General features: G+C 71.9%; 15 protein-coding genes. 12 read left to right on the top strand and 3 right to left on the bottom strand.

Annotated elements, in window-relative coordinates; translation table 11 throughout:
* The first annotated feature begins 14 nt into the window (after positions 1 to 14).
* From DAE25_RS04550 to DAE25_RS04585, 8 genes are all read left to right on the top strand, one after another.
* The gene (locus DAE25_RS04550; protein ID WP_107765062.1) at positions 15 to 812 is read left to right on the top strand and encodes a biotin--[acetyl-CoA-carboxylase] ligase; all 798 of its coding nucleotides are present in this window, start codon (positions 15 to 17) and stop codon (positions 810 to 812) included.
* 12 nt (positions 813 to 824) lie between these two features.
* Complete coding sequence (locus DAE25_RS04555) at positions 825 to 1,340, top strand: PH domain-containing protein (RefSeq protein WP_107765063.1); 516 nt, start codon at positions 825 to 827, stop codon at positions 1,338 to 1,340.
* On the top strand, positions 1,330 to 2,343 hold the full coding sequence (locus tag DAE25_RS04560) for an adenylate/guanylate cyclase domain-containing protein (RefSeq protein WP_107765426.1): 1,014 nt from the start codon (positions 1,330 to 1,332) through the stop codon (positions 2,341 to 2,343). Before DAE25_RS04555 ends, DAE25_RS04560 begins: the two co-directional genes overlap by 11 nt.
* Positions 2,344 to 2,464: 121 nt before the next feature.
* A complete protein-coding gene (locus tag DAE25_RS04565) occupies positions 2,465 to 2,788 on the top strand; it encodes a winged helix-turn-helix domain-containing protein (protein WP_107765064.1) in 324 nt (107 codons plus the stop codon).
* A gap of 35 nt (positions 2,789 to 2,823) precedes the next feature.
* Entirely contained in the window at positions 2,824 to 3,981 is a 1,158-nt protein-coding gene (locus DAE25_RS04570) for a 5-(carboxyamino)imidazole ribonucleotide synthase (RefSeq protein ID WP_107765065.1), read from the top strand.
* A gap of 11 nt (positions 3,982 to 3,992) precedes the next feature.
* Positions 3,993 to 4,508 (top strand): 5-(carboxyamino)imidazole ribonucleotide mutase, encoded by a 516-nt coding sequence (purE, locus tag DAE25_RS04575; protein ID WP_056887338.1) that lies wholly within the window; start codon positions 3,993 to 3,995, stop codon positions 4,506 to 4,508.
* A gap of 32 nt (positions 4,509 to 4,540) precedes the next feature.
* Positions 4,541 to 5,683 carry a heparan-alpha-glucosaminide N-acetyltransferase domain-containing protein gene (locus DAE25_RS04580; RefSeq protein ID WP_267895245.1) on the top strand — a complete coding sequence of 381 codons (1,143 nt, stop codon included), beginning with the start codon at positions 4,541 to 4,543 and terminating at the stop codon, positions 5,681 to 5,683.
* The gene (locus DAE25_RS04585) at positions 5,680 to 6,663 is read left to right on the top strand and encodes a Gfo/Idh/MocA family protein (RefSeq protein ID WP_107765067.1); all 984 of its coding nucleotides are present in this window, start codon (positions 5,680 to 5,682) and stop codon (positions 6,661 to 6,663) included. Before DAE25_RS04580 ends, DAE25_RS04585 begins: the two co-directional genes overlap by 4 nt.
* Here DAE25_RS04585 and arfB read toward each other — a convergent pair.
* Genes arfB through DAE25_RS04600 form a run of 3 tightly spaced genes read right to left on the bottom strand, consistent with a single transcriptional unit; the run spans position 6,660 to position 8,876 of the window.
* The gene (gene arfB, locus DAE25_RS04590) at positions 6,660 to 7,088 is read right to left on the bottom strand and encodes an alternative ribosome rescue aminoacyl-tRNA hydrolase ArfB (protein ID WP_107765068.1); all 429 of its coding nucleotides are present in this window, start codon (positions 7,086 to 7,088) and stop codon (positions 6,660 to 6,662) included. The genes DAE25_RS04585 and arfB overlap by 4 nt on opposite strands.
* Positions 7,085 to 7,501 (bottom strand): CoA-binding protein, encoded by a 417-nt coding sequence (locus DAE25_RS04595; RefSeq protein WP_056887342.1) that lies wholly within the window; start codon positions 7,499 to 7,501, stop codon positions 7,085 to 7,087. The genes arfB and DAE25_RS04595 overlap by 4 nt, the downstream gene beginning before the upstream one ends.
* Before the next feature lie 16 nt (positions 7,502 to 7,517).
* The gene (locus DAE25_RS04600) at positions 7,518 to 8,876 is read right to left on the bottom strand and encodes a hypothetical protein (RefSeq protein WP_107765069.1); all 1,359 of its coding nucleotides are present in this window, start codon (positions 8,874 to 8,876) and stop codon (positions 7,518 to 7,520) included.
* A gap of 138 nt (positions 8,877 to 9,014) precedes the next feature.
* Here DAE25_RS04600 and DAE25_RS04605 point away from each other — a divergent pair, with 138 nt between their 5' ends.
* From DAE25_RS04605 to DAE25_RS04620, 4 genes are all read left to right on the top strand, one after another.
* Positions 9,015 to 9,878 carry an Ig-like domain repeat protein gene (locus DAE25_RS04605; protein WP_107765070.1) on the top strand — a complete coding sequence of 288 codons (864 nt, stop codon included), beginning with the start codon at positions 9,015 to 9,017 and terminating at the stop codon, positions 9,876 to 9,878.
* Positions 9,879 to 9,989: 111 nt separating this feature from the next.
* Positions 9,990 to 11,156 (top strand): acyl-CoA dehydrogenase family protein, encoded by a 1,167-nt coding sequence (locus tag DAE25_RS04610; RefSeq protein WP_199907437.1) that lies wholly within the window; start codon positions 9,990 to 9,992, stop codon positions 11,154 to 11,156.
* Positions 11,157 to 11,239: 83 nt separating this feature from the next.
* The gene (locus DAE25_RS04615) at positions 11,240 to 12,955 is read left to right on the top strand and encodes a multicopper oxidase domain-containing protein (RefSeq protein WP_107765071.1); all 1,716 of its coding nucleotides are present in this window, start codon (positions 11,240 to 11,242) and stop codon (positions 12,953 to 12,955) included.
* 114 nt (positions 12,956 to 13,069) lie between these two features.
* Positions 13,070 to 13,981: an AfsR/SARP family transcriptional regulator gene (locus tag DAE25_RS04620; protein WP_159083569.1), complete on the top strand. Its 912-nt coding sequence runs from the start codon at positions 13,070 to 13,072 to the stop codon at positions 13,979 to 13,981.
* Positions 13,982 to 14,046: the final 65 nt, after the last annotated feature.

Below are 14,046 nucleotides of genomic sequence, written 5' to 3' on the forward strand. Positions count from 1 at the left end.
CCAATGTAGTGCCCATGACGTCCGCGCCGGCACCTCGCCCAGCACTCGACCCCGACCGCATCGTGGCCCCCGCCGGCTGGCGCGTCGAGGTCACCGAGGCCACGCCGTCGACCAACGCGGCGGTCGCCGAGCGCGCCCGCGCCGGTGAGGACGAGGGCCTCGTCGTCGTGACCGAGCACCAGACCGCGGGCCGGGGACGGCTCGACCGGGTCTGGGAGACCCCGGCGCGCGCGTCGCTCACGTTCTCCGTCCTGCTGCGACCCGACCTGCCCGCCCAGGACTGGACCTGGCTCCCGCTCCTGACGGGGTACGCCGTGCAGGCCGCCGTCGCCGACCGCATCCCCGAGATCGCCCTCAAGTGGCCCAACGACGTCCTCGTGGAGGAGCGCAAGCTGGCCGGGATCCTGGTCGAGCGGATCGAGACCCCGACCGGCCCCGCGGCGGTGGTCGGGGTGGGCATCAACGTCTCCCAGGGCCTCGACGAGCTCCCCGTGGCCCTGGCCACCTCGATCGAGCTCGAGACCTCGGAGCGGGTCGACCGCACCGACCTGCTCGGCCAGGTGCTGGGCTCCCTGCACGGGCTCCAGGGCCTGCTCGGGGACACCGACGCGCTGCGCGCGGCGTACTCCGACGTCTGCTCCACCCTCGGGCGCACGGTCGATGTCCACCTGCCGGGGGGCGCGGCCGGTGTGGAGGTACGCCGCGGCGAGGCGCTCGACGTCGACGGTCGGGGGGCGTTGGTGGTCAGCACCCCGGACGGGACCTTCACGGTCGGTGCCGGCGATGTCGTTCACGTGCGCCCCCGCCAGTGACATGATCGGGACGTGGCCTTCCCGACCAAGCTCCTCAACGACGGTGAGCACGTCGTCGTCCACACACGCACGCACGCCAAGGCGCTGATCGCCCCGGTCTCCGTGCTGGTGGTGCTGGTGGCCGCCGTGATCTCGCTCGGCAGCCTCACCGACTCCACGACGGTCGGGTTGGGCGCCGGGGTCGTCGCGGCCCTCGTCGCCGTCTGGTTCGTGGTCCGGCCGGTCCTGGACTGGCTGACCACGACCTACACGTTCACCAACCGGCGCTTCATCAAGCGCTCCGGGCTGATCGCCAAGGAGGGCCGCACGATCCCGCTCAACCGGATCAGCGGGGTCGACTTCGAGATCGGGGTGGTCGACCGCCTCTTCGGCTGCGGCACGCTGATCGTGTCCGACGCCAGCACCCACGGGCGGGTGCTCCTGGAGGACGTCCCGCAGGTCGAGCAGGTGCAGCTGCGGGTCGCCGAGGAGCTGCACACCCTGGCCTCCGGTGGCCCCGCGTCCGAGCGCGTCGACGATGGCACCTGATCGCCGCCGCCGCGGGGCCAAGGAGCCGGGCGCGGTCCCCGCGCCCGAGCGCCTCGACCTGGCCATCCTGGGCGAGCAGCCCACCCTGACCGCCCTCGACGTGGCGTCGGAGACCGGCGTGACGGTCGACCAGACGCGCCGGCTGTGGCGCGCGCTCGGCTTCCCCGACCAGCTCGGGGAGCGTGCCTTCACGCGCGCCGACGCCGACGCCGTCCGCGACGTCGTGGGCATCGTCGACGGCGGTTCCGTCGACTTCGACATGGCGGTCAACATGACCCGCGGCGTCGGCCAGACCATGGCCCGCCTCGCCGACTGGGAGGTCGCCACCCTGTCCAACCGGGTCGAGGAGATCGAGGCGGGACCCGACGCGAGCGGCTCGCGGGTGGACACCGCGTTGCGCCTCATCGGCGAGGTGAGCCCGCACTTCGAGCAGACGCTGATCTACGCCTGGCGCCGCCACCTCGCCGCGGCCGTCGCCCGGATGGAGGCGATGGGCGCGAAGGACGAGGACCTGCACACGGTGGACGTGACCGTCGGCTTCGCCGACCTCGTGTCCTTCACGGCGCTGTCCAACGAGATGGACCGCGACAAGATCGGCGACCTGGTCGAGAAGTTCGAGGGCCGCTGCCACGACGTCGTCACCAACCACGGCGGCCGCATCATCAAGAGCCTCGGCGACTCGGTGCTGTTCGTGATCGGCGACGCGGAGGCGGCCATCGAGGTCGCCGAGGGGATCATCAACGTGATCGGCCGCGACCCCAAGCTGCCGGACGTGCGGGTGGGCCTGGCCTCGGGACCGGTGGTCCCGCGCCTGGGCGACGTGTTCGGGCCGCCGGTCAACATGGCCGCCCGGCTGACGGCGGTGGCCCGTCGCAACCGCCTGATCATCGACCAGCGCACGGCCGACCTGCTGCCGCCCGAGGAGTTCGAGAGCCGGCGGCTCCCGGCCCGGCCGGTGCACGGCTTCGGCCTCGTCGAGCCGGTCGCCGTACGCCGCCGCTGACGCCGCGTCCGGCGTCGCCGCCCACACTGCACGCCCACGTGCATACCGGCGGACCAGACCAGCCGTCCACGTTTGGGTAAAACGGCCCGCACCGTCGAGGGTCTCCGACCACTGTTGCCCCGTGCTCAAGGTCCAGGACGTCCGTCTCGACCCGCACGAGCGGAAGGTGTGGCGGGGGGAGCGCGAGATCAGGCTCTCCCGCAAGGAGTTCGACCTCCTCCACGCGCTGATGGCTCGGGCGGGACTCGTGGTCACCCGTGCGGAGCTCATGGAGGACGTCTGGCAGACGACCTTCTGGACCTCGTCCAAGACGATCGACGTGCACCTCGGCTGGCTGCGGCGCAAGCTCGACGACGACCCGCGCGACCCGCGCCTCATCACCACGCTGCGCGGTCGGGGACTGCGCTTCGAGACGAGCTCCGCGACGAGCACCGAGACGGGCTGACCGACTCTCAGGAGTGCTGCCCTAGGGTTTCCTGCGTGACCGACCGAGCACCCACCCTCGCCGTGATCGGTGGCGGCCAGCTGGCGCGCATGATGGCGCAGCCGGCGATCGCCCTGGGGCTGCCCCTGCGGCTGCTGGCTGAGGCCGAGGGGGTCTCGGCCGCCCAGGTGATCCCCGACCACGAGGTCGGCGACTACACCGACCTCGACACCCTGCGGCGCATCACCGCGGGCTGCCCGGTCGTCACCTTCGACCACGAGCACGTGCCCACCGACCACCTGCGGGCGCTCGAGGAGTCGGGCATCGCGGTCCGGCCCGGCCCCGGAGCCCTCGTGCACGCCCAGGACAAGGGCGTGATGCGGGCCCGTCTCGCCGAGCTCGACATCCCCTGCCCGCGCAACGCCCTCGTCACCAGCACCGCCGACGTCGAGGCCTTCGGGCTGCCGTGCGTCCTCAAGACCACCCGCGGCGGGTACGACGGCAAGGGGGTGTGGGTCGTCCGCGACCTCGCCGACGCCGGCGCGGCCTTCGCCGCGGCCGAGGCGGCAGGAGTCGAGGTGCTCGCCGAGGAGCTCGTCGACTTCCGCCGCGAGCTCTCCGCCCTCGTCGCGCGCTCGCCCAGCGGGCAGGCCGCGGCCTACCCCGTGGTCGCGTCCACCCAGCTCGGCGGCATCTGCCACGAGGTGATCGCCCCCGCGCCGGACCTGCTGCCCGCCCTGGCCGGCCAGGCGCAGGAGATCGCCCTGCGCGTCGCCGGTGCGCTCGACGTCACGGGCATCCTCGCCGTCGAGCTCTTCGAGACGACCGACGGTCGCATCCTGGTCAACGAGCTGGCGATGCGCCCCCACAACACCGGCCACTGGACCCAGGACGGCGCCGTGACGTCCCAGTTCGAGAATCATCTGCGCGCCGTCATGGACCTCCCGCTGGGTTCGCCGGCCCCCCGCAACCGCTGGACCGTGATGGTCAACATCCTCGGCGGGCCCACCGACAGCGGCCACCTCTACGACGGGCTCCCGCACGCGATGGCCCGCGACCCCCACCTGCGCGTGCACCTCTACGGCAAGGACCTGCGGCCCGGTCGCAAGGTCGGCCACGTCAACGCCTACGGCGACGACCTCGACGACTGCCTCGAGCGTGCGCGGCACGCCGCCGCCTGGTTCCGCGGCGACCTCGGCAACCACAGTGAGTGAAGGTGAGTGAGATGACTGCACGTGTCGGCATCGTGATGGGGTCGGACTCCGACTGGCCGGTGATGCAGGCGGCCGCCGAGGCGCTCGCCGAGTTCGACGTGGAGCTCGAGGCCGACGTCGTGAGCGCGCACCGGATGCCCGACGAGATGCTGGCCTACGGCCGCGAGGCCGCCGGCCGCGGCATCGAGGTCATCATCGCCGGCGCCGGCGGTGCGGCCCACCTGCCCGGCATGCTCGCCGCGGTCACCCCGCTGCCGGTGATCGGCGTGCCGGTGCCCCTCAAGACCCTCGACGGGATGGACTCGCTGCTCTCCATCGTGCAGATGCCCGCGGGCGTGCCGGTGGCCACCGTCGCGATCGGCGGCGCACGCAACGCCGGGCTGCTCGCCGTCCGCATCCTCGCCAGCGGCGACGCCGCCCTCCAGCAGCGGATGGTCGACTTCCAGGCCGAGCTGCGACAGGCGGCGACCGACAAGGGCGCCGTCGTCCGCGGTGCCGCCGACGGCAGCCGGAGGCTCGGCTTCTGAGCGACCGGCCGGCCGCCGGCCGCCTCGTCGGGATCGACGTGGCGCGCTGCCTGGCGCTGCTGGGCATGGTCGCCACCCACGTCCTGGTGGAGCGCGACCCCGACGGCTCCCTGTCCGTGAGCCAGGCGCTGGCCGGCGGGCGGGCCTCCGCGCTCTTCGCCGTGCTCGCGGGACTGAGCATCGCGCTGGTCACCGGTCGCGACCGGCCCTTCACCGGTGTCGCCCGTGTGCGCGCGTCGGCCGGGCTCGTGGTGCGGGCGGCGCTGGTGGCTGCCCTCGGCCTGCTGCTCGGGGCGGTCGACTCGGGGATCGCGGTGATCCTCACCTACTACGGCGTGCTCTTCGTGCTCGCGCTCCCGTTCGTCGGGCTCTCCGCCCGGGCCCTGGGCCTGCTGGCCGGTGCCTGGCTCGTGGTCGCCCCGGTGGTGTCCCACCTCGTGCGCCCGTCCCTTCCGGAGAGGCAGTTCTCCAGTCCCACCTTCGACCAGCTCGTGGACGATCCCGGGGGGCTGCTCGCCGAGCTCACCTTCACCGGCTACTACCCGGCCGTGCCGTGGCTGGCCTACGTGCTCGTCGGGATGGCCGTGGGGCGCCTCGACCTCACCTCGCGTCGTACGGCGGGGCTGCTGGCCGCCGGGGGTGCCGTCGCCGCGGTGCTCGCCACGGTGGTGTCACGGGCCCTCACGGCCCGGCCCGCGGTCCAGGAGGCGCTCCTCACCGATCCGCCCGCCCCCGACGCCGACGCCGCGGCCCTGCTCGACCGGATCTCCGCGGGCCTGCCCGGCACCACGCCCACCGACGGCGCATGGCAGTGGCTGCTGGTCGTGGCCCCGCACACCGCCACCCCCTTCGACCTCCTGCAGACGATCGGCTCGGCGCTCCTCGTCGTCGGGCTGTGCCTGCTGGCCCTCGACGTGGTCGGGCCCGCCGGTCGACGCACCGCGGCGATCTTCTTCGGGGCCGGTGCGATGACGCTCACCCTCTACTCCGTGCACGTGGTCGCCCGCTCGCAGGACCTCCTGCCCGACGCGCTGCGCGACAGCTACTTCTTCCACGTGATGCTCCTGCTGGGGGTCGGCGCCGTGTTCGCGGCCACCCGCACCCGCGGGCCGCTCGAGGCGCTGGTGGGCGCCGCCTCCCGGGCGGTCGCCGGTCGCCCTAGGGTTGGCCCATGACGACTCGGTGGGGCATCGCAGGGACCGGCGGCATGGCGGAGGCGTTCGTCCCCGACTTCGAGCACGTGCCGGACGCGGAGGTGGTGGCCGTCGGGTCGCGCAGCCGTGAGCGGGCCGCGGCCTTCGCGGCGACGTACGGCATCGAGGGCGCGCACACCTACGGCGAGCTGGTGCGTGCCGACATCGACGTCCTCTACGTCGCCACCCCGCACCCGCAGCACCACGCGCTGGCCCTGGCCGCCATCGAGGCCGGTGTCCCGGTGCTGGTCGAGAAGGCGTTCACCGCCACCCTGGCCGGGGCCCGCGAGGTCGTGGCCGCGGCCCGCGACAGGGGCGTCTTCTGCATGGAGGCGATGTGGACCCGCCTGCAGCCTGCCGTCGTGGAGGCCCGGCGCCTCGTGGACGCCGGCGAGATCGGCGAGGTCGTCGCGGTCCAGGCCGACCTCGGCGCCCACCGCACCTACGACCCCGCCTCCCGGCTCTTCGACCCCGCGCTCGGCGGCGGCGCGATCCTCGACCTCGGGGTCTACCCCATCTCCTTCGCCCAGGACTTCCTCGGCACCCCCGACCGCGTCGTCGCGTCCGGGACGCGCTACCCCAACGGCACCGACGCGTCGGTGACGATGCACCTGGCGTACGACGACGGGCGCGGCGCCTCGCTGGCCTGCGCGCTCACCACCGAGACCCCGGGTCGCGCGGTGATCTGGGGGACCGGCGGCTCCATCGAGCTGCCGCCCCGCTTCCACCACCCCACGTCGCTCGTGGTCCGGCGCAACGGCCAGGAGGCCGAGACCCGGGACCTGCCCGCCCGCGGCCGGGGCTACAGCCACGAAATCGAGGAGGTCGGTCGCTGCCTGGCCGCCGGGCTCACCGAGTCACCGGTCGTGCCCCTGGACGACACGCTCGGTGTCCAGTGGGTCATGGAGGAGGCGCTGTCCCAGCTCGGCATCACGACGGCCGAGGGCAGCGTCGACCTCTAGTCCCGGACCCGGCCGCGCAGCGACTTCGTGTGGGCGCGCTCCTTCTTGGCCTGCAGCCGCCGCTCCTTGGACCCGCGCGTGGGGCGGGTGGCCCGGCGCGGGGGCGGGGGTGGCGCCAGGGCCTCGCGCAGCAACGCGGCGAGCCGCTCGCGGGCGGCGACCCGGTTGCGGTGCTGCGAGCGGTGCTCCGAGGCGGCAATGGCCACGACGCCGTCCGGCCAGCGCCGCAGCGCCCGGGCCCGCTGCGCGTCGGTGAGCGTCGACGCCGTGCGGACGTCGTACTCGAGCTCGACGCGGCTGTCGGAGGTGTTGACCGACTGGCCGCCGGGGCCGGGGGAGCGGGAGAAGCGCTCGACGAGGTCGGCATCGGGGACCACCAGCCCCGACGGCAGTCCGGGACCGGGCGGGACGTGCAGGTCCTTCACGCGCCCCGCTTGCGCCACTCGATGGCCGGGCAGGTGTCCATGACCATGGGCACGCCGGCGGCGGTCGTCCGGTCGTACGCCGCCTCGTCGACCACGCCGAGCTGGAACCACACGCCCTTCGCCCCGATGGCCACGGCCTGGTCGGCGAACTCCCCGGCCGCCTCCGAGCGGCGGAAGACGTCCACGACGTCGACCGGGAACGGGATGTCGGCCAGGGTCGCGTAGCCCTGCTCGCCGAGCACGGTGGGGGCGTCGGGGTGGACCGGGACGATCCGCTTGCCGCGCCGCTGGAGCAGGCCCGCGATGGAGTACGCCGTGCGGCCGGTGTCGCCGGACAGGCCGACGACGGCCCAGGTCTCGAGGTCGTCGAGCATGCGGTCGACGGTTGCGGGGTCCTGCCAGTCCGAGCTCATGGCGCCACGGTAGCGCTCACTCCTCGGTCCCGAGCCGGCTCCGGGCTTTGGCGACGACGGCCTCCATGGCCGTCTTGAGGGTGTAGCTGTCGAGCGACTCGGACTCCGGGAGCCGGTCCCTGCCCCGACGCTCCACGACCTGCCCGGCCTCGAGCTCGATGACGTAGCGGTCCAGAAGCGCGTAGTAGTGGGCGTCCCCCTGCTGGGTCACGAGCACGTAGGACGCGTCCACGTCGTACAGCCCGCCCGCCTGGAGCCCCGCGCGGATCGCCCGCACCCGTCCCAGACCGGGGTCCGGGTCGCCGAACACGAGGTTGGAGAGGTATGAGTCGAGCACCTCCTCGGGCTCGTCCTGCGGTGCGACGTACTGCAGGCGCAACGAGGCCGTGTGGTCGCCGTCGACGTCGGAACGCTCGCACGAGCTGTCGTGGGAGCGGCCCGCCTGACTGTCCGAGGTCAGGTTGACGTCGGGTACGGCGTCGACCGAGCGCAGCGAGACCTCCTCCAGCGGGACGCCGGGGAAGAGCAGCTCGACCGCCTCGGCGTCGAGCAGCGAGCACGGGGCGAGGAACGTCGGCCAGTCGTCGTCCTGCACGAACCAGGGATCGGTCGGCGTCCCCAGGTCCGGGTCGCCGACGCGGTCGAGCGCCTCGGTCAGGACCCGCTCGGCGAGCTCTGCGTCCCGCTGGGTGAGGTCGTCGGTGATCCCCGAGTCCCGCTTGCGGCTGAAGGTCAGGACCACGCTGCCCGTGGTGGCGATGAACGAGTTGGTGCCGACCCGCCACAGGACGCGGTCGTCGATCCCGGGGAGGCGCACGCCGCCGACGGACTCCTGCCCCTGCTCGATGATGTCGCGCATGGCCTGGACGAACTCGGAGAAGGGACTCCCGGCGTCCACCCCCGGGGGGAGCTTGCCGTCCCCGAACATCTTCACCGTGCGCCACTCGGTCGCGGCCTGCCTCTCGGTGCGGTACTGGTCGACCGACAGAGTGGCCTGGGTGCCTGCCTGGTCGCCGAAGGCGTAGGTGCACGACGAGGAGATGCGCTGGCCGGAGACCGTGCCCTTCATCTGCGCCATCTCGTCCTCGCCCACCGACAGCGCCCGGCCGCGCTCGGCGAAGTCCGCCTCGTCGGTCAGGGGGAGGAGCTCGGTGGCGTCGTCGGGGGTGAGGAGCCGGCAGGGCCACACGTACGGGTGCTCGCCGACGGTGACGGCCGGTTCCTCGGCCGGTTCCTCGCCGTTCCCGTCCCCGTGGCTCGGCGCCGACGTCGACGCCTCGTCGCCGGGCTGGCCGGCGGTGGAGTCACCACCCGAGCAGCCGGTCAGGGGCAGGAGGACCAGCAGGGTGGTGGCGAGGAGCGGAGTGCGACGCATGCGCAGGGACTGCCCCGTGCGGAGGCGGCGCAAACCACGGGGTTACCCATCGGTAGATCGTGGGGTGTTGACACGCCGCGAACGGGTGTCACTGTGGTTGGGTGTGACCGCACACACATCCACGGAGGGATACCCCACATGTTGCACACCTCAACCCGGCGCCTCGGCGCCGCAGTCGCCGCCACCGCACTGAGCGCCGGCGCCCTCGTCGCCGTCTCGGCGCCGGCCGCCAACGCTGGCATGGCGACCAACAACTACCTCTGCGTCAACGCTGTTGCTGGCACGATCCCGGTCAACGTAGTGACCGACGTAACCCTTCCGCCCACGGCGCCTGCGGGCTTCGACGTCCCGGCTGACCTGCTCGACGTGAAGAACAAGGTCACAATCCCCAACCAGGCCAAGGCTCTGTTCACCCAGTTCGGTGTGACGAAGGTCGACATGACCGACTTCAAGCTGACGCTCGGTGAGGGCGCAGTCGGCGCCGGATCACTCGCGGTTGCTCCTGCAGCCTTCGTGGACAACGGGAACGGCACGTCCACCGCAGACATCAATGGCAAGAACGCCGCCTTCGCGACCCCGGCAGCCGGCACGTACGTCGTGAGCGCCCCGGTCAGCTACGCGCTGATCGCGACCCTGGGCAACGGCAGCAATGCCGAGTTCGTGTGCACCAACACGGCTGCACCCACCTCCGTCGGCACGGTAGCGGTCGCTGCCAACGAGTCGACGACCAAGGCCAAGCCGGCCAAGCAGCCCACGCCGCTCGGCAAGAAGACCAAGCTCAAGGTCGTCGTGGACGCCGACAACGAGGTCCCCAGCGGCAAGGTGAAGGTCAAGAAGGGCAAGAAGGTCGTTGGCAAGGGCTCGCTCAACGCCAAGGGCAAGGTCACCATCACCCTCAAGAAGAAGCTGCCCAAGGGCAAGACCGTCGTGAAGGTGCTCTACTCCGGTGATGACTACACCGAGAGCTCGCGCGACAAGAAGGTCGTCATCAAGGTCAAGTGACCCTGTTCTCCTGATCGGACGCCCGGTCGGTGCCTCGGCACCGGCCGGGCGTCCGTCATGTACGCCGACCGGCGTCGCCCGAGCCGGTTACCGGCAAGTAGAATTCGTCCCATGAGCGACTTCTACGCCCTCTCCGAGGAGCACCAGGCCATCCGCGCCGCCGTCCGTGACCTGTGCGACGCCAAGGTGGCGCCGTACGCCGCGGCGGTGGACGAGGAGGCGCGCTACCCGCAGGAGGCGGCCGACGCGCTGCTGGCCGCCGACTTCCACGCCCCGCACGTGCCGGAGGAGTACGGCGGTGCGGGCGCGGACGCGCTGGCCACGGTGCTGGTCATCGAGGAGGTCGCCCGGGCGTGCGTCTCGTCCTCGCTCATCCCGGCGGTCAACAAGCTCGGCTCGCTGCCGGTGCAGATCGCGGGCTCGGAGGAGCTGAAGCAGAAGTACCTCACCAAGCTGGCGGCCGGCGAGGGCGGTTTCTCCTACTGCCTCTCCGAGCCCGACGCCGGCTCGGACGCGGGTGGGATGAAGACCCGCGCGGTGCGCGACGGCGACGAGTGGGTCCTCGACGGGGTCAAGCGCTGGATCACCAACGCGGGGGAGTCAAAGTTCTACACCGTCATGGCGGTCACCGACGTCGAGAAGAAGACCCGTGGCGGGGTGTCGGCGTTCGTGGTGGAGAAGTCGGATCCGGGCGTCTCCTTCGGGGCGCCGGAGAAGAAGCTCGGCATCAAGGGCTCCCCGACGCGTGAGGTCTACCTCGACAAGGTCCGGATCCCCGCGGACCGGATGATCGGCGCGGAGGGCACCGGTTTTGCGACCGCGATGGCGACCCTCGACCACACCCGCGTCACCATCGCCGCTCAGGCGGTCGGCGTGGCCCAGGGTGCGCTGGACTACGCGCTGGACTACGCGAAGGAACGCCAGCAGTTCGGGAAGTCGATCGCGGAGTTCCAGGGGCTGCAGTTCATGCTCGCCGACATGGGGATGAAGGTCGAGGCGGCCCGTCAGATGACGTACGCCGCCGCGGGTCGCTCGGAGCGGGGCGACAAGGACCTGACGTTCTTCGGGGCGGCGGCCAAGTGCTTCGCCTCCGACGTGGCGATGGAGGTCACGGTCAACGCGGTCCAGGTCCTCGGCGGCTACGGCTTCACCCGTGACTACCCGGTCGAGCGGATGATGCGTGACGCCAAGATCACCCAGATCTACGAGGGCACCAACCAGGTCCAGCGGATCGTGATGGCCCGCCAGCTCCTCGCCGGGGTGCAGTCGCACCTCTGAGCCGTTGGGATCGTTCCCCAGCATTCCCCAAGGTGCGGTGCCCAGAATCTTTCGGGACGGTCTCTGATTGCCGGGGAGGGCTCATGACCGACGTGGATCGACGCGACTTCGTCAAGCTCGCTGGACTGGGTGCGTGCGTCACCGCGGTAGGACTCGCGGTGCCACTGGGGCAGTCGGCCAGCACCGCTGACTGGATCAGCACGTCGCTCAAGCCGGGGAGGTTCGTGCGGCCCATGCCCCTGCCGCAGCTGCTCAACCCGGTGCCCATGACCGACGAGCACGGCGACTTCCTCCAGTACGAGCTCACCCAGCGCGCCGGGTCGTTGCAGGTCCTCGACCCCGGGGCGCCCAAGACCCCGGTCCTCGGCTACGCGATCGGTGCCGCCGCTCCCACCGTGCCGGGCCCGATGATCAAGGTCGACCAGAACACCCGCGTCCGCATGCGCGTCCGCAACGCGCTCCCGACCACGCACCCGACGTTCGGCTATGACGGCGTCGCGACCTCGGTGCACCTCCACGGGTCGGCCTCCCTGCCGCAGTACGACGGCTTCGCGGACGACCTCACCCTGCCGGGGCGCTCCAAGGACTACTGGTACCCGAACCACCAGGGCGCCAGGACGATCTGGTACCACGACCACAGCGTCCACCACACTGCCCAGAACATCTACAGCGGGCTGCACGCCCAATACCACATCCAGAACGCGTGGGAGAAGGAGAACCTGCCGCAGGGGAAGTACGACGTCCCGATGTCGATCGGCGACGCGATGTTCGCCAAGGACGGAAAACTGGCCTACATGGACCGGGAGCACTCCGGCCTGTGGGGCGACGTGATTACGGTGAACGGGGTGCCGTGGCCGTTCCACGACGTCGAGCGCCGCTTCTACCGGTTCCGGATCCTCATGGCGACCCTGTCCAGGTCGATGCGGTTGAGCTTCGTCAACACGCGCACCGGTGCGGTGCTCCCGACGTACGTCGTCGCGACCGACGGGGGCGTCATCCCTCCGCAGCTGGTCGCCAGCTGGCGGCACTCGAGCGCCGAGCGCTACGAGGTCATGGTCGACTTCGGGAAGTGCCGCGTCGGTGACAAGGTCGAGCTCCGCAACGCCAGCCCCAACAAGAACAGGGACTTCCTGCACACGGGCAAGGTCATGCAGTTCCGGGTGAAGACCGAGCCGACGGACACCCGCTGGACCGTCGTGCCGACGCCACCGGCCAGCGAGATCAACCCCGTGATGACCGCCTCCGCGTCGGCGTCGCGACGCACCCGCGACATCGACCTCGAGCACGACGACCTCACCAACGAGTTCCTCATCAACGGGAAGGCGTGGAGGGACGTGCAGGCCGGGCACTGGAACATCTTCGCGGACGACCGTGGATCACCCCCGCGGCCCGGCGACCTCGAGATCTGGCGGATCGAGAACAAGTCGGGCGGCTGGTTCCACCCCCTGCACTTCCACCTGGTGGACTTCCGCATCCTCAGCCGCAGGGGCGGGACCGGCCGGGTCGAGGCCTGGGAGAAGGGGGCCAAGGACGTCGTCTACGTCGGTGAGGGGGAGGAGATCGAGCTGCTGGTCCTCTACGGGATGCCGCCGGCGACGTACCCCGACGGGCGCAGCACCGGCAAGGCGGGCGCCAACGGGGACCAGGGCGGGCGCTACATGATCCACTGCCACAACGCGCCCCACGAGGACCACGACATGATGGCCCAGTTCCTGGTGGGTCCCGCAAGCGGTGATCCCGACCTGTCCGGCACGCACGTCAACCACCCCGTCTACGGGGCGCCGTCGTACGAGGACTGACCGCGGCCGTCGTGGTCGCATCTTCCCCAATTCTCGGCTGTCGCGGGAGGTGGCACGGACCGTAGCCTCGTAGTGCGTCTCGGGAGTCTGCACCACGACGAGCCGGGGGCCGCGATGCTTGAGATCCAGATGTTCGGACCGACGAACGTGCGCACGTCCGTCGGATCCGTCGGTGGGGACCAGCTCGGTGGCAGCAAGCCTCGCCAGATCCTCGAGATCCTCGCGCTCTCGCTGGGCACGCCGGTGTCCAAGGAGCACCTGGCCGAGCTGCTCTGGGACGGGGATCCGCCCACTGCGTACGTCGGGACCCTCGAGAGCTACATCTGCCTCCTGCGCCGTCGGCTCGGGCACGGTCGCGGCAGGAGGTCGGCCGTCGCGACGGTCCTGCACGGCTACGTCCTGGACCCCGCGGAGGCGGAGGTGGACCTCTGGGAGTTCCGGGAGTCGGCACGACTCGGGCTGGGCTCGTCCTGTGGCAGCACGGCCCTGTCCCACCTCACCGCCGCGCTCGCCCGCGTGTCGGGTGACCTGCTGGCGAGCGATCCCTACACGGTCTGGGCCACCCGCGAGCGCGAGCTCTTCCGCACCGAGCTGGTGGTGGCCTGCTGCCGGGCCGCGTCGTACGCCCTCCAGGCCGGCGAGCCCGGCCGAGCGATCGTGGCGGCGCGCACCGCGGTGGCCGCGGACGCCCTCGCCGAGGAGGCGTGGCGGCTCCTGATGCAGGCGCTGTGGGCGACCGGGAGGCGTGCCGAGGCACTGCGCGCCTACGCCGAGCTGCGCGAGCAGCTGGCGTCGGAGCTGGGCGCCGAACCCTCGGCAGAGACGGCCGCAGTGTTCCTCGACCTCTTGTCGTCGCACGACCCGCGCGACCTGCTCCTGCAACCGCCCGCCACGGATCCGCGCGACGAGGTGCGGGTCCTGCTGCGGTTGCTGCGCCAGGCGGTCGCGGCGGTCCCCGGCGTGCACGAGCCCGGCAGTGATCCCGCCCTGGCGCGGGTGGCCGCGGAGCTCGCCAGGGCGAGCTGACCCACCGCAAGGAATGCCCAAGGTGGCCCGGTCAGGCTGCGCATGTCCGGACCCGTCAGGGAGAC

This window comes from Nocardioides terrigena (genome assembly GCF_003047265.1).
In the GTDB taxonomy this organism is placed as follows: domain Bacteria; phylum Actinomycetota; class Actinomycetes; order Propionibacteriales; family Nocardioidaceae; genus Nocardioides; species Nocardioides terrigena.